This is a genomic window from Streptomyces sp. 3214.6, from assembly GCF_900129855.1.
Taxonomy (GTDB): domain Bacteria; phylum Actinomycetota; class Actinomycetes; order Streptomycetales; family Streptomycetaceae; genus Streptomyces; species Streptomyces soliscabiei.
This window is the reverse complement of the sequence record NZ_LT670819.1, coordinates 2,427,673-2,454,598: the sequence shown is the minus strand read 5'-3', so window position 1 is coordinate 2,454,598 and position 26,926 is coordinate 2,427,673. Positions and strand designations below refer to the sequence as shown.

Below are 26,926 nucleotides of genomic sequence, written 5' to 3'. Positions count from 1 at the left end.
CTGCCAAACGCCTCGATTAGGGGACGGCGGACAGCGAGCCCGGGCATGACCATTCAGGCCCCATGTACTAGAGTTATCTCGACATCGAGATATCTGCCGAGGCGCACCGCAGTCGCCACCCTGGTAAGGGTTACCTAACTTAGCCTGACCTTAGCGGATGGGCCAAGCCCGTGTGACGGCAGGATGCGGTGGTACGCGCACATCAATGAAGGAGACTGTCGTGTCGGCGAACAGCTTCGACGCCCGCAGCACGCTGCAGGTGGGCGACGAGTCGTACGAGATCTTCCGGCTGGACAAGGTGGAAGGCTCGGCTCGCCTTCCGTACAGCCTGAAGGTGCTGCTGGAGAACCTGCTCCGTACCGAGGACGGCGCGAACATCACCGCCGACCACATCCGTGCGCTCGGCAACTGGGACTCGCAGGCCCAGCCCAGCCAGGAGATCCAGTTCACGCCGGCCCGCGTGATCATGCAGGACTTCACCGGCGTGCCCTGTGTCGTCGACCTCGCCACCATGCGTGAGGCCGTCAAGGAGCTCGGCGGTGACCCGGCGAAGGTCAACCCGCTCTCCCCGGCCGAGCTGGTCATCGACCACTCCGTCATCGCCGACAAGTTCGGCACCAACGAGGCGTTCGCGCAGAACGTCGAGCTGGAGTACGGCCGTAACAAGGAGCGCTACCAGTTCCTGCGCTGGGGCCAGACCGCGTTCGACGACTTCAAGGTCGTCCCGCCGGGCACCGGCATCGTCCACCAGGTGAACATCGAGCACCTCGCGCGCACGGTCATGGTCCGTAACGGTCAGGCCTACCCCGACACCCTCGTCGGCACCGACTCGCACACCACCATGGTCAACGGCCTCGGCGTCCTCGGCTGGGGCGTCGGCGGCATCGAGGCCGAGGCCGCGATGCTCGGCCAGCCGGTCTCCATGCTGATCCCGCGCGTCGTCGGCTTCAAGCTCACCGGCGAGCTGCCCGCCGGCACCACCGCCACGGACCTCGTCCTCACGATCACCGAGATGCTGCGCAAGCACGGCGTCGTCGGCAAGTTCGTCGAGTTCTACGGTGAGGGCGTCGCCGCCACCTCCCTCGCGAACCGCGCCACCATCGGCAACATGTCCCCGGAGTTCGGCTCCACCGCCGCGATCTTCCCGATCGACGACGAGACCCTGAACTACCTCAAGCTCACCGGCCGCTCCGAGCAGCAGGTCGCGCTCGTCGAGGCGTACGCCAAGCAGCAGGGCCTGTGGCTGGACCCGAAGGCCGAGCCGGACTTCTCCGAGAAGCTCGAGCTGGACCTGTCCAGCGTCGTCCCGTCGATCGCCGGCCCGAAGCGCCCGCAGGACCGCATCGTCCTCGCGAACGCCGCCGAGCAGTTCAAGCAGGACGTCCGCAACTACGTCGACACCGTGGACGAGGCGGGCCAGGAGTCCTTCCCGGCCTCCGACGCCCCGGCCATCCACCCCAACGGCGCTCCGTCCAACCCGGTCACCGTGACCGCCCCCGACGGCTCGACGTACGAGATCGACCATGGCGCGGTGACGGTCGCGGCCATCACCTCCTGCACCAACACCTCCAACCCGTACGTCATGGTCGCCGCCGCGCTCGTCGCGAAGAAGGCCGTGGAGAAGGGCCTGACCCGCAAGCCGTGGGTCAAGACCACCCTCGCCCCGGGTTCGAAGGTCGTCACCGACTACTTCGACAAGGCGGGCCTCACCCCCTACCTCGACAAGGTCGGCTTCAACCTCGTCGGTTACGGCTGCACCACCTGCATCGGCAACTCCGGCCCGCTGCCGGAGGAGGTCTCCAAGGCCGTCAACGACCACGACCTCGCGGTCACCTCGGTCCTCTCCGGCAACCGGAACTTCGAGGGCCGGATCAACCCCGACGTCAAGATGAACTACCTGGCCTCCCCGCCGCTGGTCGTCGCGTACGCCATCGCGGGCTCCATGAAGGTGGACATCACGCGTGACGCCCTGGGCGCCGACCAGGACGGCAACCCGGTCTTCCTCAAGGACATCTGGCCCTCCGAGGCCGAGGTCAACGACGTCGTGGCCAACGCCATCGGCGAGGACATGTTCAACAAGTCCTACGCCGACGTCTTCGCCGGTGACGCCCAGTGGCAGGCGCTGCCCATCCCGACCGGCAACACCTTCGAGTGGGACGCCGAGTCGACCTACGTCCGCAAGCCCCCGTACTTCGAGGGCATGACGATGGAGACCACGCCGGTCAGCGACATCACCGGCGCCCGGGTCCTCGCCAAGCTCGGCGACTCGGTCACCACCGACCACATCTCGCCCGCCGGCGCCATCAAGGCCGACACCCCGGCCGGCAAGTACCTCACCGAGCACGGTGTGGAGCGTCGTGACTTCAACTCCTACGGCTCCCGCCGAGGCAACCACGAGGTCATGATCCGCGGCACGTTCGCCAACATCCGCCTGCGCAACCAGATCGCGCCGGGCACCGAGGGCGGCTACACCCGCGACTTCACCCAGGCCGACGCCCCGGTGTCGTTCATCTACGACGCCTCCCGCAACTACATCGAGCAGGGCGTCCCGCTGGCCATCCTGGCCGGCAAGGAGTACGGCTCCGGCTCGTCCCGCGACTGGGCCGCCAAGGGCACCGCGCTCCTCGGCGTCAAGGCCGTCATCGCCGAGTCGTACGAGCGCATCCACCGCTCGAACCTCATCGGCATGGGCGTTCTGCCGCTGCAGTTCCCGGAGGGCGCGAACGCCGAGTCCCTCGGCCTGACCGGCGAGGAGACCTTCTCCTTCACCGGCGTCGAGGAGCTCAACAACGGCACCACTCCGCGCACGGTCAAGGTCACCACCGACACGGGCGTCGAGTTCGACGCGGTCGTCCGCATCGACACCCCCGGTGAGGCCGACTACTACCGCAACGGCGGCATCATGCAGTACGTGCTGCGCAGCCTGATCCGCAAGTAGAGATCAAGCGAGCGGTTCCGCAGCCGAATCGCAAGCGTCACGGCACGGCTTTCGAGGGCCGCATCCCCGGTTACGGGGGTGCGGCCCTCCGCCGATCCCGCACTACTCGCAGGAGTGCCGTGCGCGCCCGTTTACAACTGGGCCGTACGGCGCTATCTTCCGCCACAGGTGAAGTGGGAGCGCTCCCATAGAGGCTCGTGCCCGGCGGACCGGAACCTGTCGGGCCCGGGTCCGGGACGCTCCCGCTTCGCGCCCCTGTGCTCACCTGCACCCACCTGCACCCACCTGCACCCACCTGCACCCACCTGCACCCACCTGCACCCACCTGCACTCCTGCATTCATCTGCACCCCTGCACCCCTGCACCCACCTGTACTCACCTGCGCCCGCACCCGCAGCGCTTCCTTGCCGGCGCGGTCCGTACATGGAAGGCGGACTCATTTGCCATGCAATCTGTCATGATCACGTCAGAAACGAAATCGCGGTTACGTACCCGAGCCCTCCTCCTCGTCCTCCTGGCCCTGCTGGCCACCGTCCCCGCCCTCGGTCTGATCGTCACGGCCGGCGGGAAGGCCGAGGCGCACGGCACCCCCATGAAACCCGGCAGCCGCACCTTCCTGTGCTGGCAGGACGGGCTGACCGACACCGGTGAGATCAAGCCGATCAACCCGGCCTGCCGGAACGCGCAACAGGTAAGCGGCACCACACCGTTCTACAACTGGTTCTCGGTGCTGCGCTCCGACGGGGCGGGCCGCACCCGCGGCTTCGTGCCGGACGGCCAGCTGTGCAGCGGTGGAAACGCCAACTTCACCGGCTTCAACGCGCCCCGCAACGACTGGCCGCTCACCCACCTCACCTCGGGCGCGTCCGTCGATTTCTCCTACAACGCCTGGGCGGCACACCCGGGTTGGTTCTACGTCTACGTCACCAAGGACGGCTTCGACCCCACCAAGCCCCTCACCTGGGACGCCATGGAGGACCAGCCGTTCCTCTCCGTCGACCACCCGCCGCTCAACGGCAGCCCCGGCACGGTCGAGGCCAACTACTCCTGGACCGGCCGACTCCCCGCCAACAAGTCCGGGCGCCACATCATCTACATGGTCTGGCAGCGCTCGGACAGCGCCGAGACCTTCTACTCCTGCTCCGACGTCGTCTTCGACGGCGGAAACGGCGAGGTGACCGGTATCCACGAACCGGGCAACCCCAGCGAGCCCGTCCCCGGCACCTGCACCGCGACGCGAAGGACCACCAACAGCTGGAGCGGCGGCTACCAGTCCGAGGTGACCGTCACCAACTCCGGCAATGTCCCGATGCTCGGCTGGATGGTCGACTGGACGCTGCCCGGCGGTCAGTCGGTGGTCAGCCTCTGGAGCGGCAACGCGACGTACAACGGGCAGGCGGTGATGGTCCACAACGCCGACTGGAACGGCTCGTTGAGTCCCGGCCAGAGTGCGACGTTCGGATACGTCGCGTCGGGCTCGGGCGGTGACAGCGCCACAAGCCTTCCCTGTAGGGTCGGCTGAGCCACAGCGACCCTGGGCGGACCCGGTGAGCGGCGAGCCGCGTGCCACCGGGTCCGCGAGCCGGACCTGCCGCACCGGGGGGAATGGGGCGGTCCGGAGTGCCCCTGCCCGGACGGTGCCATGAACAGGCGACAGGTTCGACGGCTTGGGGGAACGGAATGCTGACCGGGATCGTGATCGACGCGCTGGACGTCGCCCGGATGAACCGCTTCTGGTCGGACGCCACGCGGGGCCTGACGGGCGGCCTGCGACTGCGGTTCGTGCCGGCCGCGAAGCCGAAGACGGCGCACAAGAACCGACTCCACCTCGACCTGGCCGGGGGGCCCGACTGGGCGGCCGAGGTGGCGCGCCTGCTCACACTCGGTGCGCGGCGGGTCGACATCGGCCAGGGGGACGTCCCGTGGGACGTGCTGGCCGATCCCGAGGGCAACGAGTTCTGCGTGCTGCGTCCCGGTCACCCTGGTGTGCTCGCCGACTCCGGCCTCGTCGCGATCTGCCTCGACGTCGCGGAGGAGGATCGTCACGCGCAGTCGGCCTTCTGGCAGTCCCAGGCCGATTGGCACGCGGTCGAGTCCCACGACTGGGGCGTCCGGCTGCGCCGCACTCCCGTCGGCACGGTCTCGCTGGTGATGGGGCCGCCCGCTGCTCCGAAGGAGGCAAGGAACAGGCTGCGGCTCGAGGTCACCCACCGCGACCGGGAACCCGGCGAGTTCCTCGACGCCGGCGGGAACGAGTTCCACGTCATGCGATGAATTCGCCGCTTCGTCGAGTACAGGGCAGTGGTGCTGGGCCTTGCTGCTGTCGATTCCGGCTCAGATCCGGTTCATCGCGCTCCGGACGTCGTGCGGGCTGTTGATGCCACAGACCGGCAGTCGGCCGAAAAAGCCTTGCCCGGCATGCGGACGCACGCGTACGTTTTTTCGGCATGGGAACTCTGTGATCGCCCCTCGTCCGACCGCGTAGCGCACTGCTCGGCCGTACCGCACGGTTTCTGCCGTGGCGTACGGCTTCGGCAGCGGCACACAGTGCTGCTGCAGAGCCCCGCTCCGTCGTCGTGGCGTGCTGATTCCTCATCGAATCCGTTCCATCGGCCTTCCCGCACGGCCGAGAAACAGGGGCTCTCACATGCGTGCGTCAACATCCTCACCCTCCTCATCGCATTCCCGGTCCTCCCACTCCTCCCAGCTCTCCCTGCACGGCGTCACCAAGCGCTACGACGACCACACGGTGCTCAATCAGATCTCCTTCAACCTCGCCACCGGCGAGAAGGCCGGAGTCATCGGCGACAACGGTGCGGGGAAGTCCACGCTGCTCCGTCTCCTCGCCGGCGACGAGCGCCCCGACCTGGGGGAGATCACCGTGGTGGCACCCGGCGGAACCGGTTACCTCGCCCAGACCCTCGACCTGCCCCCAGAGGCCACCGTCCAGCACGCCGTCGACCTGGCGCTGTCGGAGCTCCGCGCGTTGGAGTCGGAACTGCGGCGCACCGAGGCCGAATTGGCGGAGGCGGCCGAGGGCGCGGAACTGGATGCCACCCTTTCCACGTACGCCCGGCTGACCGGACAGTACGAAGCGCGCGACGGCTACGGCGCCGACACCCGCGTCGACGCCGCGCTGCACGGGCTCGGTCTGCCGGGGCTTTCCCGGGACCGCAGGCTCGGCACGCTCTCCGGCGGCGAGCGGTCACGGCTGGCCCTGGCCGCGACGCTGGCGCCCCGGCCCGAGCTGTTGTTGCTCGACGAACCGACCAACGACCTCGACGACCGTGCCGTCGGCTGGCTCGAGGACCAGCTGCGGGCCCACCGGGGCACCGTCGTCGCGGTCACCCACGACCGGGTGTTCCTGGAACGGCTTACGACCACCGTTCTGGAAGTGGACGGCGGCCGAGTCACCCGCCACGGAAACGGTTACGCCGGCTATCTCGCCGCCAAGGCCGCCGAACGCCGTCGGCGGCAGCAGCAGTACGACGAGTGGCGTGCCGAACTCGATCGCAGCCGTCGGCTGGCCGAATCCAACATGGTTCGTCTGGACGGCATCCCACGCAAGATGGCCAAGGCGGGGTTCGGCCATGGCGCTTTCCGCGCCCGGGGTCGCGCGCACGGCGCGATGAGCCGGATCCGTAACGCCAAGGAACGGACCGAGCGGCTCACCGCGAACCCGGTGTCGCCGCCGCCGGACCCGCTGACCTTCACCGCCCGCATCGACACCGCGGGCAGGACGGACGACGGGCCGGCCGCCCGACTCGACGACGTGGTCGTGCAAGGCCGGTTGACCGTGCCCGAGCTGCACCTCGACTCCACCGAACGGCTGCTGGTCACCGGCCCCAATGGAGCAGGCAAGAGCACCTTGCTGCGCGTCCTGGCCGGCGAACTGCGACCGGACGCCGGAACAGTGAAGGTTTCCGGCCGGGTGGGGCACCTGCGGCAGGAGGAGGTGCCGTGGCCGCCCGAGCTGACCGTGCTGGCGGCGTTCGCCCACGGCCGCCCCGGCGACCGGGACGAACACGCCGACCGGCTGCTGTCGCTCGGACTCTTCGAGCCCCGCCAACTCGGTTTGCGAATCGGTGAGTTGTCATACGGGCAGCGAAGGCGGATCGAGCTCGCCCGGCTGGTGAGCGAACCGGTGGACCTGCTTCTGCTGGACGAGCCCACCAACCACCTGTCGCCCTCCCTGGTAGAGGAGTTGGAGGAGGCGCTGACCGGTTACGCGGGTGCGCTGGTGCTGGTCACGCACGACCGCCGGATGCGGGCGCGGTTCACCGGTTCCCGGCTGGAGCTCGATGAGGGTGCCGTAGGGAGCAGGCGGTGACGACCGGCTGACCTCACTCGTCCAACTGCTCCGCCAGCCAGTGCAGTTGGCGTCGCACCTGTTCGGCTTCACCCCCCTCGTGTCCGTTGTACGGGTACGGGTGGATCTCCCGCCGCGGATCCGCGCCGCGGCTCAGCTCCCCGTACCGGTTGAAGGCGGCGTACGCCCCGCTCGGCGGACAGACCGTGTCGCGCAGGCCCGTGCCGAAGTGGGCGGGTGCCTGGGCACGGCGGGCGAAGGAAAGGCCTTCCACGTAGGAAAGCGTTCGGTAGGCGGCTTCTTCGCTGCCGCGGTGAACGGAGAGGTAGGCGGCGATCTCGCCGTACGGCCCCGCGTCGGTGAGGTCCAGGGCACGCCGGATGCCGCACAGCAGGGGTGCCGTGACGAGGACGGCGGCCAGGTCGGGGACCAGGCCCGCGACGGCCAGGGCGAGTCCGCCGCCCTGGCTGTTGCCGACGGCGACCGTGCGGGCGGGGTCCACGCCCGGCAGTGCCCGGATCGCCGTCACCGCGCGCACCGCGTCCGTGATCAGCCGGCGGTAGTGGTAGTCCCGCGGGGAGAGCAGGCCGCGGACGGCCGGGCCGGGACCGCCGGGCGCGTAGGCGTGCGGGTCGGGGGTGGCACCCCCGTTCCCGTACTGGTCGCCCTGGCCACGGTTGTCCATCAGCAGATGGGCAAAGCCGGCGTTCACCCAGGTCAGGCGCTCGTGGGGGAGACCGCGGCCGCGCCCGTAGCCGGCGTACTCGACGACCGCGGGAAGCGGTTCCCGCGCGCCGGAGGGAAGGCTGAACCAGGCCCGCACCGGGTCTCCCGCGAAACCCCGGAACGTCACGTCCCAGGTCCGCGTCAGACGCAGACCGGTCTCGACGGGATCCACCGACACAAGGGGCTCATGCTGCTCGGCCTCCTTCAACGTCTCGCTCCAGAACGCATCGAAGTCGGCGGGTTCATCGGGCTCGGGTCGGTGGCGTTCCAGTTCGGGCACTGGCAGGTCGAACGCGGGCACAGGGGCACCTCGCAGGGGTTGTGGGAGATCGATCGTTGCGTAACGCGTACAGAAATTTGCGGAGGACGGTAGCACCCGACTCTCCCGTTGTACCCCGCCCGCGAGGGATTCCAACGCCATCCGGCGCCCCACCAGCCCACTGTGCAGCACCCATTGACAGCGCTTTCCGTGACCCCTTACGTTGCCGCAGAGTTACCGGTAAGGGCACGAAAGTTTCGAGATCACGCGCTGCGAGTCGAGCGTTTCGAACACGCCCCGGGAGGCCCGAGCATGAGCACCTCCACCACATCGGCCCCATCCCCAGGAACCCAGGACCCTCCGCCCGAGACCCGGCACGGTCCCACACCGCCTACCGCGCGCCGCGGCTGGCGGCGGGCAGTGCGACGGGACTGGCAGCTGTACTCGCTGGCCGTGCTGCCGCTGCTGTTCTTCCTGGTGTTCCGCTATCTGCCGATGATCGGCAACGTGATCGCCTTCCGCCGCTACGAACCGGGCGGTTCGATCCTGGGGGAGCAGTGGGTGGGGCTGCGCTATGTGCGGATGTTCCTGACCGACCCGACCTTCTGGCAGGTCTTCCGCAACACGCTGTGGCTCGGCGGGCTGACGCTGGTGTTCTGCTTTCCCATCCCGATCGTCCTGGCACTGCTGCTCAACGAGGTGCGCCGGCGTTCTCTGAAACGGATCGTGCAATCGATTTCGTATCTTCCGCACTTCCTGTCGATCGTGATCGTCGCGGGTATCACGATGCAGATGTTGGCCACGGACGGTCCGGTCAACCATGCGCTGGGCTGGTTCGGTCACGACCCGGTGCGGTTCATCCAGGAACCCGGCTGGTTCCGCACGATCTACGTGGGCTCGGAGATCTGGCAGACGGCCGGCTGGGGCACGATCCTCTACCTCGCGGCCCTCACCACGATCGACGAGGACCTCTACGAGGCCGCCCGCATCGACGGCGCGAACCGCTGGCGGCAGATCTGGCACGTCACCCTGCCCGGAATCCGGCCCACCATGATCACGTTGCTGATCCTCAACATCGGCACGTTCATGGTGGTCGGCTTCGAGAAGGTCCTGCTGCTGTACAACCCGCTGACTTATCCGACGGCCGACGTGGTCTCCACGTACCTCTACCGCGCCGGGGTCGAGTCCAACAGCTTCAGCTACGCCGCCGCCATCGGCCTGTTCGAAGCGATCATCGGCCTGGTGCTGATCACCGGCGCGAACCAGGTGTCGCGACGCACGGTGGGGACGAGCCTGTGGTGAGCCTCCTGCCCCCCAGAGCCCCGCGTCCGCGTACCTCCGTGAACCAGCCCACGCGCGGTTACCGCGTTTTCCAGGGTGTCAACGGGGTGGTCCTCACCCTCGTCGTGCTCGTGACGCTCTATCCGTTCGTCAACATCATCGCCCGCTCGTTCAGCGACGAACGGCAGATCCGCGCCGGTGAAGTGAGCCTGTGGCCCAAGGGGTTCAACCTCACCACGTACAGAATCGTCTTCCAGGACTCGATGTTCTGGCGAAACTACGGAAACACCGTGCTCTACACGGTCGTCTCCACCGTCGTAGCCATGGTCCTGACGACGTGTTACGCCTATGTCCTGTCGAAACGAAATCTCAAAGGCCGTGGTTTTCTCGTCGGCGTCGCCGTGTTCACCATGTTCTTCACCGGCGGGCTGATCCCCAACTACGTCCTGGTCACCAGCATGGGCCTGAAGAACTCGGTTTGGGCGATCGCCCTGCCGAACGCGATCAGTGTATTCAATCTGCTGGTGATGAAAGCATTCTTCGAGAGCCTGCCGACCGAACTGGAGGAGGCCGCGGAGATCGACGGGCTGAGCACCTACGGCGTGCTGCTCAGGATCGTGCTGCCGCTGTCCAAAGCCGTCATCGCGACGATGGTGCTCTTCTACTCCGTGTCGTTCTGGAACTCCTGGTTCTCGGCGTTCCTCTACATGGACCGGACGGAACTCATGCCGGCCACCGTCTATCTGCGCAATCTCATCTCAGGCGCCACCACGGGCGGCAACGCCGGTGCCGGCACGGAGCAGCTCAGCCAGGTCGGGGCGAACATCCAGGCGGTCACGATCGTGCTGACGTCGCTGCCGATCCTCTGCGTGTATCCGTTCGTCCAACGCTTCTTCGTCTCGGGCGTGATGCTCGGCGCGGTCAAGGGCTGAGCCGCATACCCAGCACCCCGGTCTCCGTCAGAGGCCTGCAACAACGGTTCTGATCAGCCGTCGTACCAGGAGGTTCTGAGTGATGAATGGCAAACAGTTGTCCAGGCGCCAGATCATGGCCGCGGCAGGGTTCATCGGCCTTGCCACCCTCACCGGCTGTGGCAGCGGCGAGGACGGAGGGGATTCAAAGGACCTCTCCAAGAAACAGAACGGCGCGATGAAGGAGCATCGGGCCGGTCAGCAGTTCAAGGCGTCGAAACCGCTGTCCTTCTCGATTCTGCACAACAACAACCCGAACTACCCCATGAAGAACAGCTGGCTGTTCTGGAAGGAACTCACCAAGCGCACCGGTATCACCCTGAAACCGATCGCTGTCCCGCTCAGTGACTATGAGAAGAAACGCAGCGTGCTGATCGGTGCGGGCGACGCCCCGTTCCTGATCCCCAAGACGTACCATCCGTCCGAGGCCGCGTTCGTCTCATCGGGCGCGATCCTCCCGGTCAGCGAGTACGTGCATCTGATGCCCAACTTCCAGGACAAGGTCAGAAAATGGAAGCTGGAGCCCGAGCTCGACTCCATTCGGCAGTCCGACGGCAAGTACTACCTCCTTCCCGGCCTGCACGAGAGGGTCAGGTCCGGCTATTCGCTGTCCTTGCGCACGGACGTCCTCGACAGGCTCGGTCTGAGCCTGCCCACCACCTGGGACCAGGTGTACGACGTCTTCAAGGCGATCAAGGCCGAATACCCGGACCGATACCCCTTCTCCGACCGTTGGAGCACCAACACCCCTTTCCCGGCGGCGGCGTTGCTCAGCTACCTCGGCCAGGCGCACGGAGTGAAGGGCGGCTGGACCTACGACAACATCAGTTTTGACTCGAAGGCGGGGGAGTTCGTCTTCACCGGCGCCACGGACGGCTACCGCCAGGTGGTCGAGTACCTGAGAAAGCTGGTCGCCGAGAAACTGATGGACCCGGAGAGTTTCACGCAGCCCGATGACGACGCCGTGCAGAAACTGCTGGGTGAGAAATCCTTCGCCATCAGCGCCAACCCGCAGGAGCTGGTCCAGAACTACCGCTACAACCTGGAGAAACAGGTCAAGGGAGCGAAGATCGAGATGGTGCCGGTGCCACTCGGCCCGGCCGGTCCGGTGGTGATGGGCGGCGCCCGGCTGGAGAACGGCGTCATGATCTCCACCAAGGCCCTCAAGAGCGACACGTTCGTGGCGATGATGCAGTTCGTCGACTGGCTGTGGTACTCCGACGAGGGTCAGCGCTTCTCCAAGTGGGGCGTCCAGGGCGTCACTTACACACAGGCCGGCAGCCAGTACAGGCTCGAGCCCGGCATCTCGTTCATGGGCGCGAACCCGGACGCCCCGAAGGACCTCCAGAAGGACTACGGCTTCTACAACGGCGTCTTCGCCTACGGTGGCAGCTGGGAGCTCGTCTCCTCGTCCTTCGGCCCGGACGAGAAGAAGTTCCAGGACGCCATGGCCCAGTACAGACAACTGCCCATCGATCCGGCCCACCCGCTGCAGTCCGTGGAGCAGGAACAGGCCTCACTCTGGGAGACCCCGCTCAGGGACCACGTCACCCAGAACATGCTCAAATTCGCCCTCGGCAAGCGCCCGCTGTCCGAATGGGACGAATACGTCACCGAGTTGAAGGCCAAGAACATGGATCAGCTTGTCGGTCTGCACAACAAGGCGCGCGAGCGTTTCGCGAAGGAGAAGGGGTGATCAGCGTTCCCGCCGAAGCGGCGGGCCGGCTCTCCGACGCCTGGCGGTTCTGCGTCGGCACGGGGCGAGTTGAACTCGCCCTGCGCCGCGACTACCAGGACTCCCTCGCCCTGCTCCAGCGGGACATCGGTTTCCGATACATCCGTGGTCATGGCCTGCTCAGCGACGGCATGGGTGTGTACCGCCCGTACGACCACGAGGGCGCCCGCCACGTCCACCATTCCTTCACCTACGTCGACCAGGTCGTCGACGCGTATCTGGCGGCCGGCATCCGCCCCTTCCTGGAACTCGGCTTCATGCCCGAGGCGTTGGCCGTCGGCACACAGACGGTCTTCTGGTGGCGGGGCAATGTCACCCCGCCCCGCTCGCACAGGGAATGGGCCGACCTGGTCCGGGCGACCCTGGCCCATCTCGTCGACCGCTACGGCCTCGACGAGGTCCGCACCTGGCCCATCGAGGTGTGGAACGAGCCCAACCTGTCCGACTTCTGGCAGGACGCGGACGAAAAGGCGTACCACCGGCTGTACGAGGTCACCGCGCGCACCGTGAAGGAGGTGGACGCCGCTCTCCAGGTCGGGGGCCCCGCGATCACTCCGGGCGCCGACGACTGGCTGGACCGGTTCGCCGAGTTCGCGGAAGGCCGGGACGTGCCCGTCGACTTCGTGTCGAAGCACGCCTACACCTCCGGCCCCGCGGACCAGGTACCGTTCGGTGTCCACCAGACGCTGGCCCCGGCATCCTCTCTGCTCGACCAGTTCGCCACCCCCCGCGAACGCCTCAAGGGCACCCGACTGGCCGGACTCCCGGTCCACATCACGGAGTTCAATTCCTCCTACTGTCCGAACAACCCGATCCACGACACCGCTTTCCATGCCGCGTACCTGGCGCCGGTTCTCGCACACGGCGGCGACTTCGCCGACTCCTTCTCCTACTGGACGTTCAGTGACGTGTTCGAGGAGGCCGGTGTCCCCACGGCCCTCTTCCACGGCGGCTTCGGACTGCTCACCCACCGGCAGGTGAGAAAACCGACCTACCACCTGTACGCGTTCATGGCCCGGATGGGGCCCGACCTGCTGGCGCGCGGTGACGACCACCTCGTCACCCGCCACCCCGACGGCCGGGTCACGGTTTTGGCCTGGGCGCCCGTCGACCCGACCGGCGAGAACCCCGGACCTGACCGGCACGTACTGCGTCTTTCCCTCCCGGTCGCGGCGCGAGAGGTCTTCGTCCGCCGGTCCACCGTCGACGAGGAACACGGGAACGCCTACACCGCCTGGCGGCACGTGGGCAGCCCCCGCTCGCCGAAGCCGGGACAGCTGGACGTCCTGCACGACGCCGCCGAGCCCGCCCGCAGCCACCGGAGGCTGCCCGCGCCGGAGGGGCGCGCCGAGCTGGACCTCATCCTGGCCCGCCACGAGATCACTCTGGTCGAGCTCACCCCGGTCGTCGACGAGACCCCGCCCTGGTGGGACGAACGGCGGCTCCTCGGCGGGCCGGCGACATGATCCCGGTGAGCGCTTCGAGACCGCTTCCCTCCCGTTTGGGCACCGGGCCCCTCTCCCGCGCCGCCGCCCTGGTGCACACCCTGCTCACCGTCGAGGCCCTGTTCCTCGCGGCGACCGCTCCAGGCCTGGCCGGCCTGTTCTTCCTGGGCCCCGACCCGGCCAACCTGCCACTCGCCGCCGGGTGCCTGCTGCCGCTCGGCCCGGCGGCCTCCGCCGCGTTGTACGCCCTGCACCACCGCAGCCGTGACCTCACCGACCTGCACCCGGCCCGCGTCTACATCCGCGGCTGGCGGCTCAACGCCCTGCCCGCGCTGAAGCTCTGGGCGCCCCTGCTGGCCTGGCTGACCGTGATCGCGTTCAGCCTCACCCACTTCGCCGCCACCGGGCTGCCCGGCTGGTGGGCGGTGCTTCTCGGGGGCATCGGCGTGGCATCCCTGCTCTGGGGCGCGCACGTCGTCGTCCTCACCTCCTTGTTCACGTTCCGCGCCCGCGACAGTGCCCGTCTGGCCGCGTACTTCCTGTTCCGGCGGGGGCACGTCACGCTCGCCGCGGCCTCTCTGCTCGTCCTGACCGGCGGCCTGACCGCCCTGCTCTCGGAGGCCCTGCCCGTCCTGCTGGCCGCACCGCTGCTGCTCTCACTCGTGCAGTCGAGCCGTCCGGTGATCGTCGAGACCCAGGAGGACTTCACCGCATGACCGCCCCCGACCCCGGTGACAACAGCCGGCTCCCGCACACCGGCAAGATCCCGTACGGCGGCGACTACAACCCCGAGCAGTGGCCGCGGCAGGTCTGGGACGAGGACCACCGCCTGTTCACGCAGGCCGGCGTCGACACCCTCACGGTCGGCGTCTTCAGCTGGTCACTAACCCAACCAGCCGAGAACATATACGACTTCACGACCCTCGACGGCATCCTCGATCGCGCCGCCGCCGAGGGCCGGCACGTCTGCCTCGCCACCGGAACCGCCGCTCTCCCGCCCTGGCTCGCGAAGAAGCACCCCGACGTCAACCGCACCGACTTCGAGGGCCGACGACACCGCTACGGCCAACGGCACAACTTCTGCCCCAGCTCGCCCGCCTACCGCCGACTGGCCACGGCCGTGGCCGACCGCCTCGCCGAACGCTACGCGGAACATTCCGCGTTGCTGGCCTGGCACATCAACAACGAGTACGGCGGCGTCTGTTACTGCAATCTGTGCGCCGAGGGCTTCCGTGACTGGCTGCGCGCCCGGCACGGCACCCTCGACGCCCTCAACGACGCCTGGTGGACCACCTTCTGGTCGCACCGCTACACCGACTGGGACGAGATCGAGCCGCCGAGCGCCCTCACCGAGCACTGGCGCGGCCCCGACCACACCGCCTTCCAGGGCGTCACCCTCGACTACCAGCGCTTCATGACCGACGCCCTGCTCGGCTGTTTCACCGCGGAGAAGGAAGCCATCCGCGCCCACGACCCCGACACGCCCGTCACCACCAACTTCATGGGCGCCTACCGCCCACTCGACTACCACCGTTGGGCACGCCATCTCGACTTCGCCTCCTGGGACAACTACCCGCCCCTCGACGCCCCGCCCTCCCGTCCGGCCCTCGCCCACGACCTGATGCGCGGCCTCAAGGACGGCGCCCCGTTCTGGCTGATGGAGCAGACCCCTTCCACAACCGCCTGCCGCGACGTCAACCCGCTGCGTCGCCCCGGCGAACTCCGCCTGGCCACCTGGCAGGCCGTCGCCCACGGCGCGGACGCCGCCCTCTACTTCCAGCTGCGCGCCTCTCGCGGCGCCTGCGAGAAGTACCACGGCGCGGTCATCGGGCACTCGGGTCGCGACGACACGCGCGTCTTCGGCGAAGTGGCTTCCCTGGGGCGGGAGTTGACCGAGGTCGGAGCGGTCCCCCTCGGCGCCCGGACCCCCGCCCGGACCGCTCTCCTCTTCGACTGGGACAGCTGGTGGGCCCTGGAGATCTCCGACGGCCCCTCCCGACTCGTCCGCTACACAGATGTCGTACACGCCTACTACCGGGCCGCCCGCGAGGCCGGCGCCGACGTGGACGTCGTGGCGGTGACCGCCGACCTCACCCCGTACGACGTGGTCCTCGCCCCGGTGCTCCACCTCGTCAAGCAAGACCTGGCGCAGCGCCTGGAGGCCGTGGCCCGGCGCGGCGGCACCGTCCTCGCCACGTTTCTCACCGCACGCTCGGACGAACACGACCGCGCCTTCCTCGCCGACGTCCCCGGCCCACTGGCCCCCCTCATGGGCATCCGCGTCGACGAGTGGGACGCACGGCCCGAAGACGTCGTACAGCCCATCCAGCTGGGAGAGTTCACGACGCAGGCCCGTCTGGTCTTCGAGATCGTCCAGCTGCGCGGCGCCGAACCGGTCGCCACCTACGGCGCCGACTTCTACGCGGGCACCCCGGCCGTGACCCGCAACGCCTTCGAAGCCGGCGAGGCCTGGTACGTGGCGACCGCCCTCGACCAGCCCGGCGTCGACCACATAGTCCGCCGCGTCCTGGCCCGGCACGACCTGGTCGGCCCCTACGCCGACCACCGCGCCGTGGAGACCGCCACCCGGGTCGCCCCCGACGGCACGCGCCTCCTCTTCCTGCTCAACCACGCGAGGGAGCCTGCCCACTTGACCGCGCACATCTCCGCCACCGACCTCCTCACCGGCAAACGACTCGGCCGGGGCGAGGCCCTGACCCTGGACCCGCTGGGCGTGGCGATCCTGCGGTCCCAGTGATCGTTCCTGGCCCACGGCTTCAGTGGATCGCGCGGCCCCGCTCGTCAGGGACCCCGGACTTGCGCAGGAAGTAGCTGTTCACCTGGTCCCGCCACTCCCGTGCGCAGCGCACCTGCTCCTCGTACCGTTCCGCTGCGCGCGCGTGCCGTGCCGGATCCACCAGGTCCGCGAGGCCCGCCCACACCCGGCGGGCCTCCTCTGCCTCCTCGACGCCCTCGAAATGGGTGTCGTAGATATGCTGGACAACCGTTTTCCCGCTCTTCAGCACATGCCCGTACGGCACATGGTGGAAGAACAGCAACAGCTCATCGGGGCAGGAAACGACCGACTCGTACAGCTCGGCCCACGGCTTGGCGTACTGCGCCGCGTAGCCCGTGCCGGTCGCCGCGCTCCGGTCGACACCGATCCCGTCCCGGTCCGCGAAGTGGTACGTGCCCCAGGGGCTGTACTCGTAGCCGTCGACGCCGGGCCCGTAGTGGTGCCCGGGCTGCACCATGAAACCGACGCCGAGCGGCGCGGTGTACTTCTCGTACGTCCGCCAGGAGCCGTGCAGCACCGCGCGAAGCCCGGCGGCCAGCCGCTCATGGGCAGTCGGGTCGGAGGCGGGCGGGAAAGTGAGCGCGATCCACTCGTCCAGGAGGTCGTGCGGGTCGGCGTCCGGTTGCCAGGCGAGCCGGCCGAAGGTGTAGAGGTTCGCCTGAGCCAGCGGATGCCCGGTCCAGAACGGATCGTCGCCCGCATTGGACACCGCCACCAACCCGCCTCGCGTCAACTCCCCGACAGTCGCGCCCTGTTCACCGTCCGGCCGGAAGCGCAGCACCTCGCTCCACATCGGTCCGAGCCAACAGACGTGCTTCTGCTGTCCGGTGTACTCCTGCGTGGCCTGCACCTCCACGGCGACCCGGGTGCTCGGCAGCGCGCCGAGCACGGGTGAGACGGGTTCACGCACCTGGAAGTCCATCGGGCCGTGCTTCACCTGTAGGACGGCGTTGTCGGCGAACTCCCCGTCGAGCGGGGCGAAATGGTCATACGCGGCCCGGGCGCGGTCGGTCGAGCGGTCCCGCCAGTCCTGCCGGTGGTTGTACACGAACGCCCGCCAATGGACCGTGCCGCCGAACGGTGCGAGAGCCGCAGCCAGCATGTTCGCGCCGTCCGCGTGCGAGCGGCCGTAGGTGAACGGCCCCGGCTGGCCCTCCGAGTCGGCCTTCACCACGAACCCGCCGAAGTCCGGGATCGCCGAGTACACCCCGCGCACGGCCTCCGCCCACCACTCGCGCACCGCCCCCTCGAACGGGTCCGCGGTGGACAGATCGCCGAGCACGACGGGCGCGGCGAAGGTCACCGACAGGTGCGTCCGGATCCCGTACGGCCGCAACACCCCCGCGATCCGGGCGACTTGGTCGATCCGGTCGGTGAGAAGATGCGCCTCGGCCTTGTGCACGTTGACGTTGTTGACCGAGACGGCGTTGACCCCGCAGGCCGCCAGCAGCCTGCCGTACGCCCGTACGCGCTCCCACTCTTCACGGGCCCCTCCGTCCCGCCAGAACAGCGAGCCGCCCGCGTACCCGCGTTCCACCTGGCCCATGACCGGGTGCACGGCCACATTGTCCCAGTGGTCCAGCATCCGCAGCGCCGACGCAGGGCGGTGCACTTCGCGTGCCCGGGCACCCCGGAAGGCACCCTCGCCGAGCCTTACGACGTGGAACAGGCCGTACAGCAGCCCGCGTTGGCCGACCGCCGTGACCGTGGCCGTCGCGTCGGCACGCTCGTAGGCGAACCCCTCGTCACCGAGATCCCCGATGTTCCCGAGGACACCCGCATCAGCTGCTGTCGGCCGCGCCAGGCGCAGCACCAGGTCGTACGAGTCACCCGACTCCTCATCCGAGGTGTTCCGTACGACCTCGCCGCCGAACTGCTCGCAGGCGTAAGCCACTTCACCGTGCACGGTGTCCACCAGCGGCCCCGCGCCATGGACCAGTGTCCGCCTGGTCCCCAGCGGTCGAAACGCCTCCGGTGGCAGCCAGGCGGGGTCGATTCCGTCGGGCAGGACGGGCACAGTCAGTGGCATGGTCCCTCCGAGGCGCTGCGGGTCGGCGATGGGGGCTGTGGCGATGGGGCTGTGGCGATGCGGACCGGGTGGCGCGGCCTGCCTAGGCGATGGCCGCGCCGGTGCCACGCGCGGCACCGATGAGGTCGGTGAGCGCGGCGTCGTCGTAGACGGAAATGTCGACGTAAGCGCCTTCGGGGAGGTCGAAGTCCTCGACCTCGTAGTCCAGCACCGCCGTGGTCCCGGGCGGGCTGAAGGTGCCCAGGTTGTGGGTGGTGCCGCCGGACGTGTAGCTGACCTTGACGTAGTACGTGTCACCGTCGTTCGCGGTGTCGTACAGCCAGAGCTTCTCGTCGTTCGGGTGGAACTCCACCTTGCCGACGAACGCTCCCGAATTGATCATTTCCATCTTCACGGCGTAGCCGCCGGCGTCTTGCGCGAACGTCGTGTTGTCGAACGGGTCGGTGAGGTTGCCGCCGCTGCACGGGCAGGTGTCGGTGTCGTAGTAGTAGGCGTGGAACTGCGGGTTCGGGCTGTACGCCTGTGCCGGCGCCGCCGTCGCGAACAAGGCCCCCGCCCCGAGAGCCGCGCCGGCGAGCAGCCCCGTGAACCGTCCGATGATGCCCATGACCGCTTCCCCCTCCATGACCGGCCGCCCGGCGCTCGCGGGCGGCCCGGTCATTCTGGAACACGGGTGACGCCCGGTACAGCCGTTGATCGCTGGCGGTTACCAGATCAAGACAACAACTCGACCTCCGCCAGGCGCACTTGGGTCACCGAGCCCGCTCCGCCCTCTCCGCTTGCCCCGCTTGTCTCGCCGGCGAACACCAGCCGGTAGTGCCCGTATGCGCCCGGTCGGGCGATCGTGAAAGCCCGGGTCTGTCGGTCCCAGGGGAACGTCTCGGCGGAGCGCCGGTCCAGATCGGTCCACGTCCGTCCGTCGGCGGAGCCCTGAAGGGTCCAACTCCCGGGCACCTGGGTGTGATCGGCGGAGGTCAAGGTGTACTGCACGGCCTTGGTATCCGCCGTCACCGGCAGGGCGAGCGTCCCCGACACCGTTTCCTGGGTTGCCGAGGTGTCGTCGAACAGTGCGCCGGCGCCCTTCAGCACGTCGGTGCGTGGTGCGGGCGCCTTGTCGTCCCGGGTGATCGAAACCGGTGCCGCGTTCTTTCCGGATCCCCACGTCGAGGGCCGCGGTCCCATCTCGAACTCCAGGACCCCGCCCTTCGCGAGAAGCGAGTGCGCAAGCGAAGTCGACTTCCAGGCGCGGCCGTTGACCTTCAGGCCTTGCACATACACGTTCTTCGCGCTGTTCTTCGGGGCCTTGACCACGAGATCCTTGCCGTTCTCCAGATGCACGGTCGCCTTGGTGAACAGGGGGGAGCCGACGGCGTATTCGCCGCTGCCCATCACCAGCGGGTAGAAACCGAGCGCGGAGAACAGGTACCAGGCCGACTGCTCGCCGTTGTCCTCGTCGCCGTGGTAGCCCTGACCGATGGCACTGCCGGTGTAGAGCCGTGCGAGCACCTCGCGGGCCTTTGCCTGTGCCTTCCAGGGCTGCCCGGCCGCGTCGTACATGTAGATCGCGTGATGCGCGACCTGGTTGGAGTGCCCGTACATGCCCATCCGCACGTCCCGCGCCTCGGTCATCTCATGGATGACCCCGCCGTAGGAGCCCACGAACTCGGGGGAAGCGGTTTCCGGGGTTGCGAAGTAGGCATCGAGTTTCTTCGCCAGCCCGTCGCGGCCGCCGTACAGGTTGGCCAGACCCCGGCTGTCCTGTGGGGCGGTGAAGGCATAGCCCCAGCCGTTGGTCTCGGTGTAGTCGTAGCCCCACACCCGTGGGTCGTAGCTCTGCGACGCCACCCGCCAGTCGCCCTTGTCGTCCTTCCCCTGGAAGAACCCAGCCTTGGTGTCGAAGAGGTGCACGTAGCCCTGCGCACGGTTGAGGAAGTAGTCCGCCTCCTCCTGATAGCGATGCTCCCCGGTCTTCCGGTACAGCGCCTGGCCCATGCGGGCGATGCCGTAGTCGTTGAGGTAGCCCTCCAGCGCCCACGACAGGCCCTCGTGCGTGGCCGTGCTGGTGTAGCCGAGGAAGGGGGACGTCGCCATGCCCTTGCGGCCCACCCCCGATGCCGGGGGCACGACGGTGGCGTTCTTGAGGGCCGCCTCGTACGCCGCCTTCGCGTCGAAGCCGACGCCCTTCACGAACGCGTCTGCGAAGGCGACGTCCGACGACGTGCCGGTCATCAGGTCGGCGTACCCGGGAGAGGACCAGCGTGAGGTCCAGCCGCCGTCCTTGTACTGCTGCACGAACCCGTCCGTCAGCACCCCCGCCTGCGTGGGCGTCAGCAGCGCGTAGGCGGGCCAGGTCGTCCGGTAGGTGTCCCAGAAACCGTTGTTGACGTACACCTTCCCGTCCACGATCTTCGCGCCGGTGTGCGTCGGGGTGTCCTGGCCGGGCATCGGCGAGAAGGGCGACGCGTACCGGTACGTGGCACCGACCTTCTCGAAACCGGAGTTGGGATACAGGTACAGCCGGTACAGGCTGGAGTAAAGCGTCGTCAGCTGGTCCTGGCTCGCACCCTCGACCTCCACCCTGCCCAGGAGCTCGTCCCACTGCCGTTGGGCCCGCGACTTGACCGTCTCGAAATCGGTGCCCTCCGGGATTTCCTGGCGGAGGTTGTCGCGGGCCTGGTCGACGCCGATGAGGGAGGTCGCCAGCCGCAGGGTGACGGTGCGGTCGGAGCCCGCGTCGAAACGCAGGTAACCCTTCACCCCGCTCGATGCCCCGTCCGTCACGGGCGCGTCGAACTCGCCGTACACGAAGAGTCGCGTGGCCCCCGTGGACAGATCCGACTTCACGTCCGAGTAACCGGTGACGACCCCGGTCTCCTTGTCGAGCGTCAGCCCCGCCTGGTCGGTGACGTTGTCGAAGACGACGCTCGCGTCCGGACCGGGATAGGTGAAGCGCAGGGCGGCCGCGTGGTCGGTCGGCGCCATCTCCGCCCTGAGAGCGTTCTCGAAACGCACCCCGTAGTAGTACGGGCGGGCGGTCTCGTCGCTGTGCCGGAACGCCAGTGCCCGGGCCGACCGCCCGGTGTCCGGGACACCGGGCGCCACCGACGGCATCACCTGGAACGTCTGCCGGTCACCCATCCACGGACTCGGCTCGTGACTCGCGCTGAACGCCTGGATCGTGGGCCGGTTGTCCGCGTTGTTGGCCCGCGCGTAGTCATAGAGCCAGCCCAGCGAGGACGCGTTCGTCACCGGCGTCCAGAAGTTGAAGCCGTGCGGCACGGCCGTCGCGGGAAACGTGTTTCCGCGCGAGAACCCCCCGCTGGAGTTGGTGCCGCGCGTGGTCACCGCGTAGTCCGACAGATGAGCCTTCGCCGCCTGTGGGGCGGCCGTGCGCAACGCGATGTCGTCCACCCAGCCCCGGAACCGCGCCGGCCCGCCGGGGGAGTCGTAGGCGACGAGGATCCGGTCGACCGTCTTTCCGGCCGCCACCGCCCCGATCCCCGACACCACGTCGTTCCACTGGTTGACGTACAGCACCTTCGCCGCGCCCTGCCCGCGCGGCGACAACGGGAAACCGTACTGATCGCTCGCCCCGAGGCCGCTCAGATACGTTCCGTCCGTGAAAGCAAGGTCCACGGAAACGTTGGTCGCGGCATAGTCCAGGTCGCCGCCCGCCATCGACGGGAAGATCCGGTACGCCAGCTGGGTGCGCGAACCGACCCGGACGTTCACGTCGAACACCTTGTTGTACGAGTACGCCCGGCCGGAAGCGGTGTGCCGACCCGCGTAACGCAGTGCCCGCCGCCCGGTGAAGCCGGCGCCCGCCTTCGCGGTCGGCGAGCCGCTCGGGCCCCGGTCGACGACGGTGAGCATGTCCGGCGGGACGGGCCCGTCGCCCCCTCCCGTGCCGAACCGCACGTCGGCGAGCTGCACGAGCCCGGCGCCATGGTTCCTGGTGATCTCCAGCCGGAAGTGCCGGTACTCGGCGGGGGCCGCGAGGCTGTAGGCACGGGTCTGGAAACGCTCCGCAAAGGTTTCCCCGGCGCGGGTGTCCAGGGGCGTCCAGGAGACGCCGTCCGCCGAGCCGGAGAGGGTCCAGTCGGCGGGGTCGCGGTCGGCGAAGTCATTGGCGGAAGTGAGCGCGTAAGCGGTTACCCGCGCAGGCTCGTCGAGGTCGAACTCGACCCAGCCGGTGGCGGCGAAGGCCAGCCACTTGGTGCTCGCCTCGCCGTCGACGAGGTTCTCCTTCACCTCGCCGCCGGCCGTGTTCTCCGCGCTCGCCCGGACCTGCGTCACCCGGTCGGTCACCTCACCGGGAAGCCCGCCGCCGTAGCCGCCGTCGACCCCCGAGGCCTGCCTGCCGCCGTCCGGTGCGGTGTCGACGGTGCTCTGCCAGTCGGGGGCGTGGTCACCCGCCTCGAAGGACGAGGCGAACTCCCGGGCGGGGAACGGGACCGGCGACGGCAGTGCGACCGCCGTCCCCTGCGCACCGACCGTCATGACCAGAGCGGCCGTGACCACGACCGCCCGTAACCGTCCGAACCGCTGCATGCGTGAGCACCCTCCCCGCGCCGGACAACGCCCCGGACAACGTTGTCCTCGTGGTTACGCAGAAATCAGTAGTGGGCCAAGTGGACGGTGATGTCAAGGATGTTGATTGCGCCAGGCGGGGTTCGTGTCATGCGTTTTTCCGGCCAGGCGCCCGCAGGTAGTTCATATGTCCGGGAGGTCTCAACTCGGAAAAGACCGGCGGTCAACCTTGCATTCGATCTTGCTCCGTCGGCAAGAAGTGGACTATACCTGTCGGCGATTCATCGTCGACACAGCCGTTACGGTCGTTACCGTCGACGCCGTTGGACCACGCGATCCGCACGACCCTGCTTGACCTGACCGCGGTGCCGGGAATGATCCGGTGCACCGCCTGAGTCCTGGAGAAGGCGAGGACTTGAGCATGGGATCCCACTCCGAGAACAGCGGCTCCGACTACAATGGCTCCGAGATCAGCGGCTCTGAGATCAGCGGCTCTGAGATCAACGGTTCCGCGAGTGTAGGCCGCCGAGACCTGATCAAGAGGTCGGCGGCCCTCGGCCTGTTCTCCGTCCCCACGATGAGCTTTCTGTCCGGCTGCGCCAGCAGTGGTGGCGGCGGCGAGGAGAAGGCGAAGGCCGGAAAGAAGACCGCGAAGAACCCTCTCGCGGTCAACGAAACCGTCCCGATGGAATTCGTCCTGTTCGACGGCGGTTTCGGCAAGGCCTACGCCGAGGACGCGGTCAAGATCTACGAGAAGAACTTCCCCGGCGCGAAGGTGAAGTTCTCGGCCATACAGAAGATCCAGACGACGCTCCAGCCCCGTTTCAACCAGGGCACCCCGCCCGATCTGATCGACAATTCCGGCGCCGAGCAGATGGACATGGGTGTCCTGGTCGGCAAGAACCAGCTCGCCGACCTCACTCCGCTCCTCGACGCCGCCTCCTACGACGACCCGAACAAGAAGGTCCGCGACACCCTGCGACCCGGCATCGTCGAGATGGGCCAGTTCGACGGCGCCCCGGTCTGGATCATGTACTACGCCTACACCGTTTACGGCGTCTGGTACTCGCAGAAGGCCCTGGACTCGCTCGACGCCACGTACCCCGAGACCTGGGACCAGATGCTCGCGGTCTGCGAGAAGGCCAAGAAGAAGGGCATGGCCGGCTGGACTTATGCGGGCAAATACCCGTATTACCTCCCCTTCTCGCTCTACCCGATGATCGGCAAGGTGGGCGGCCGTGAAGTCCTCGACGCCATCGACAACCTGGAGCCGAACGCCTGGAAACACCCTGCGGTGAAGGCGTGTTTCGACGCTTACTACGAGCTCTACAAGAAGGGTTACATCCTCCAGGGCACCCCCGGCCTGGACCACACCCAGTCGCAGACCGCGTGGGCCAAGGGCAAGGCACTTTTCATCCCCAACGGCTCCTGGGTGGAGAACGAGTCGGCGGACGTCATCCCGAAGGACTTCGATCTGGCAGTTTCCGCGCCCACCGGCATCGACTCCTCCGACAAGATGCCGTTCGGCACCATCTGGGCCTCCGGCGGAGAGCCGTTCGTCGTACCGGTCAAGGCGAAGAACGCGGCGGGCGGCATGGAACAACTGCGCATCATGCTCAGCGAGGCGTCGGCCAAGAACTTCACCGCCAAGGTCAAGTCGCTGACCGCGTACAACGGGGGCACCGACGGAATCACGCTCACACCAGGTCTCAAGTCGGGTGTCGCGGCTCTGGAGAAGGCCGGCGACAACGTGGTGAATCCGCGGCTGCAGGACTGGTATGTCCAGTTGCAGAAGGAGAAGATCGGCGTGTCCGGTCTCGGCGAGATGATGGCCGGCCGACTCACCCCCGCCGAGGCGATCAAGAAGATCCAGGGATACGCCGACGCGACCGCCAAGGACACGACGGTCAAGCATTACAAGCACCAGTGAGGCGAGAATCACCGAAAAGCATCCATAAAGCACCGGAGTGGCGATGCAGCACGGCAAGTACCGGTTCATCGTGGGGTTCCTGGCGCTGCCCCTGGGACTGTACGGGCTCTTCGTGGTGTGGCCGTTCATCCAGTCCATCTACTACTCGTTCACGGACTGGACCGGCCTGAGCCCCGAATTCAAGATGGTCGGCCTGGACAATTACCGGAGGATGCTGGACGACGAGATCTTCTGGAAGTCCTTGCAGCACAGTCTGCTGTTCGCGATCGTGCTGCCGGTGGTGACGATCGGCCTGGCGCTGTTCTTCGCCTTCATGATCAATGTCGGCGGACGCAGAAGGAAGGGTGGCCCGGTGATCTCCGGCGTCCGGGGCTCTTCCTTCTACAAGATCGTTTACTTTTTCCCGCAGGTGTTGTCGATCGCCATCGTGGCGCTGCTGTTCGCCTTCGCGTACAACCCGGACAGCGGTGCGATCAACTCGTTCCTGCGCGGGATCGGACTGGACGGCGTCCAGCCTCTCTGGCTGGGCGATCCGGACCTCGCGCTGTGGTGTGTGATGGCGGTGCTCGTCTGGTCCACGGTCGGTTTCTTCGTGGTCCTGTTCTCGGCGGGCATGGCCTCCATCCCGGCGGACCTGTACGAGGCCGCGCTGCTGGACGGCGCGAGCCGGGCCGCGATGTTCTTCCGGATCACCCTGCCGCTGCTCTGGGACACGGTGCGGTCGGGCTGGGTCTACATGGGCATCCTCGCGCTCGGCGCCGAGTCGTTCGCGGTCGTGCAGATCATGACGACCGGGCCCGGCGGCCCCGACTACTCGACCACCGTCATGGTCCTGTACGTGTACCAGAAGGCGTTCCGGGACGGTCAGGCCGCCTACGCCACCACCATCGGCGTCGCCTTGCTCATCGTGACGCTGGCCTTCGCCGCGGTCGTGATGCGGCTGGGGCGGCGCGAGCGGCTGGAGTACTGAATTGAAGACGACACAAACCCCCGCGTCCCGGCCGGCCGAGCCGGGCAGCTCCGGCGTTTGGGTCACGAAGGTCGACCCGGCCTTCGGGAAACCGCCCGCGGAGAAGAAGACGGAGGGAAAGGTCCTCAACGTCTTTTCCCACGGCATCCTGGTCCTCTGGGCGATCATGGTCGTGCTGCCGTTGCTGTGGGCGGTGATGACCTCCTTCAAGGACGACAGCTCCATCTTCGGCTCGCCCTGGTCGCTGCCGGACAAGCTGCACTTCGACAACTGGTCGCGGGCCTGGACCGAGGCCAACATGAGCGACTACTTCCTCAACACCGTGCTGGTCGTGGGAGGTTCACTCATCGGAACCCTGGTCCTCGGTTCCATGGCGGCCTACGTCCTCGCGCGCTTCGACTTCCCCGGAAACCGTTTCATCTACTACCTCTTCATCGGCGGCATGAGCTTCCCGATCATGCTTGCCCTGGTCCCGCTGTTCTACGTCGTGAACAACATGGGCCTGCTGAACTCCCTCCACGGCCTGATCCTCGTCTACATCGCCTACTCGCTGCCGTTCACGGTGTTCTTCCTGACGGCGTTCTTCCGCACCCTGCCGACGTCGGTGGCGGAGGCGGCCTTCGTGGACGGCGCCTCGCACAGCCGTACCTTCTTCCAGATCATGCTGCCCATGGCCAAGCCCGGCCTGATCAGCGTCGGCATCTTCAACTTCCTGGGCCAGTGGAACCAGTACATGCTGCCCACGGTCCTCAACACCGACCCCGACAAGCACGTCCTCACCCAGGGACTGGTCCAACTGGCCGTCAGCCAGGGATACAAGGGCGACTGGTCGGGCCTCTTCGCGGGGCTGGTGATGGCGATGCTGCCGGTGCTGGCCGCGTACATCGTCTTCCAGCGGCAGGTGGTGCAGGGGCTGACCGCGGGGGCGCTGAAGTAGCCGCGGGTCCTGAGCACGTGCGCCGCCACCCGCCCGTCCACATGTTCCTCGGGCCTGCGCGGACATCCC

General features: G+C 67.9%; 17 protein-coding genes. 13 read left to right on the top strand and 4 right to left on the bottom strand.

Going from position 1 to position 26,926, the window contains the following annotated elements; all coding sequences use genetic code 11:
- Positions 1-220: 220 nt before the first annotated feature.
- From acnA to B5557_RS10920, 4 genes are all read left to right on the top strand, one after another.
- Positions 221-2,938 carry an aconitate hydratase AcnA gene (gene acnA / locus B5557_RS10935; protein ID WP_079664712.1) on the top strand — a complete coding sequence of 906 codons (2,718 nt, stop codon included), beginning with the start codon at positions 221-223 and terminating at the stop codon, positions 2,936-2,938.
- A 457-nt stretch (positions 2,939-3,395) separates the two neighbouring features.
- Positions 3,396-4,460 (top strand): lytic polysaccharide monooxygenase auxiliary activity family 9 protein, encoded by a 1,065-nt coding sequence (locus B5557_RS10930; protein ID WP_079658939.1) that lies wholly within the window; start codon positions 3,396-3,398, stop codon positions 4,458-4,460.
- A 158-nt stretch (positions 4,461-4,618) separates the two neighbouring features.
- Positions 4,619-5,212, top strand: a complete 594-nt coding sequence (locus B5557_RS10925) for a VOC family protein (protein WP_079658938.1) — start codon at positions 4,619-4,621, stop codon at positions 5,210-5,212.
- Positions 5,213-5,585: 373 nt separating this feature from the next.
- Positions 5,586-7,268: a TlrC/CarA/OleB/SrmB family ABC-F type ribosomal protection protein gene (locus tag B5557_RS10920; protein ID WP_079658937.1), complete on the top strand. Its 1,683-nt coding sequence runs from the start codon at positions 5,586-5,588 to the stop codon at positions 7,266-7,268.
- A gap of 13 nt (positions 7,269-7,281) precedes the next feature.
- Here B5557_RS10920 and B5557_RS10915 read toward each other — a convergent pair whose 3' ends face one another.
- Complete coding sequence (locus B5557_RS10915; protein ID WP_079658936.1) at positions 7,282-8,274, bottom strand: acetylxylan esterase; 993 nt, start codon at positions 8,272-8,274, stop codon at positions 7,282-7,284.
- Between the two features lie 270 nt (positions 8,275-8,544).
- On the opposite strand from B5557_RS10915, the gene B5557_RS10910 reads away from it, so the two are divergent.
- From B5557_RS10910 to B5557_RS10885, 6 genes are all read left to right on the top strand, one after another.
- A complete protein-coding gene (locus tag B5557_RS10910; RefSeq protein ID WP_079658935.1) occupies positions 8,545-9,534 on the top strand; it encodes an ABC transporter permease in 990 nt (329 codons plus the stop codon).
- A gap of 38 nt (positions 9,535-9,572) precedes the next feature.
- Positions 9,573-10,445 carry a carbohydrate ABC transporter permease gene (locus tag B5557_RS10905; protein ID WP_079664711.1) on the top strand — a complete coding sequence of 291 codons (873 nt, stop codon included), beginning with the start codon at positions 9,573-9,575 and terminating at the stop codon, positions 10,443-10,445.
- A gap of 115 nt (positions 10,446-10,560) precedes the next feature.
- Positions 10,561-12,180, top strand: a complete 1,620-nt coding sequence (locus tag B5557_RS10900; RefSeq protein WP_443031345.1) for an ABC transporter substrate-binding protein — start codon at positions 10,561-10,563, stop codon at positions 12,178-12,180.
- The gene (locus B5557_RS10895) at positions 12,177-13,685 is read left to right on the top strand and encodes a GH39 family glycosyl hydrolase (RefSeq protein WP_079658933.1); all 1,509 of its coding nucleotides are present in this window, start codon (positions 12,177-12,179) and stop codon (positions 13,683-13,685) included. The genes B5557_RS10900 and B5557_RS10895 overlap by 4 nt, the downstream gene beginning before the upstream one ends.
- The gene (locus B5557_RS10890) at positions 13,682-14,380 is read left to right on the top strand and encodes a hypothetical protein (RefSeq protein ID WP_079658932.1); all 699 of its coding nucleotides are present in this window, start codon (positions 13,682-13,684) and stop codon (positions 14,378-14,380) included. Before B5557_RS10895 ends, B5557_RS10890 begins: the two co-directional genes overlap by 4 nt.
- Complete coding sequence (locus tag B5557_RS10885) at positions 14,377-16,422, top strand: beta-galactosidase (RefSeq protein WP_079658931.1); 2,046 nt, start codon at positions 14,377-14,379, stop codon at positions 16,420-16,422. Before B5557_RS10890 ends, B5557_RS10885 begins: the two co-directional genes overlap by 4 nt.
- A 19-nt stretch (positions 16,423-16,441) precedes the next feature.
- On the opposite strand, the gene B5557_RS10880 is transcribed toward B5557_RS10885, so the two are convergent.
- From B5557_RS10880 to B5557_RS10870, 3 genes are all read right to left on the bottom strand, one after another.
- The gene (locus tag B5557_RS10880) at positions 16,442-18,490 is read right to left on the bottom strand and encodes an alpha-glucuronidase (protein ID WP_079658930.1); all 2,049 of its coding nucleotides are present in this window, start codon (positions 18,488-18,490) and stop codon (positions 16,442-16,444) included.
- A gap of 82 nt (positions 18,491-18,572) precedes the next feature.
- A complete protein-coding gene (locus tag B5557_RS10875; RefSeq protein ID WP_079664710.1) occupies positions 18,573-19,097 on the bottom strand; it encodes a hypothetical protein in 525 nt (174 codons plus the stop codon).
- Positions 19,098-19,204: 107 nt separating this feature from the next.
- Entirely contained in the window at positions 19,205-23,041 is a 3,837-nt protein-coding gene (locus B5557_RS10870) for a GH92 family glycosyl hydrolase (protein WP_231976328.1), read from the bottom strand.
- A gap of 400 nt (positions 23,042-23,441) precedes the next feature.
- Between B5557_RS10870 and ngcE the strand changes: the two genes are divergently transcribed.
- The 3 genes from ngcE to B5557_RS10855 are packed head-to-tail and all read left to right on the top strand — an operon-like array spanning position 23,442 to position 26,857.
- Positions 23,442-24,950 (top strand): N-acetylglucosamine/diacetylchitobiose ABC transporter substrate-binding protein, encoded by a 1,509-nt coding sequence (gene ngcE, locus B5557_RS10865; RefSeq protein ID WP_231976327.1) that lies wholly within the window; start codon positions 23,442-23,444, stop codon positions 24,948-24,950.
- Between the two features lie 43 nt (positions 24,951-24,993).
- Positions 24,994-25,920 carry a carbohydrate ABC transporter permease gene (locus tag B5557_RS10860; protein WP_079658929.1) on the top strand — a complete coding sequence of 309 codons (927 nt, stop codon included), beginning with the start codon at positions 24,994-24,996 and terminating at the stop codon, positions 25,918-25,920.
- A gap of 1 nt (position 25,921) precedes the next feature.
- Complete coding sequence (locus B5557_RS10855) at positions 25,922-26,857, top strand: carbohydrate ABC transporter permease (RefSeq protein ID WP_079658928.1); 936 nt, start codon at positions 25,922-25,924, stop codon at positions 26,855-26,857.
- Positions 26,858-26,926 lie beyond the last annotated feature (69 nt).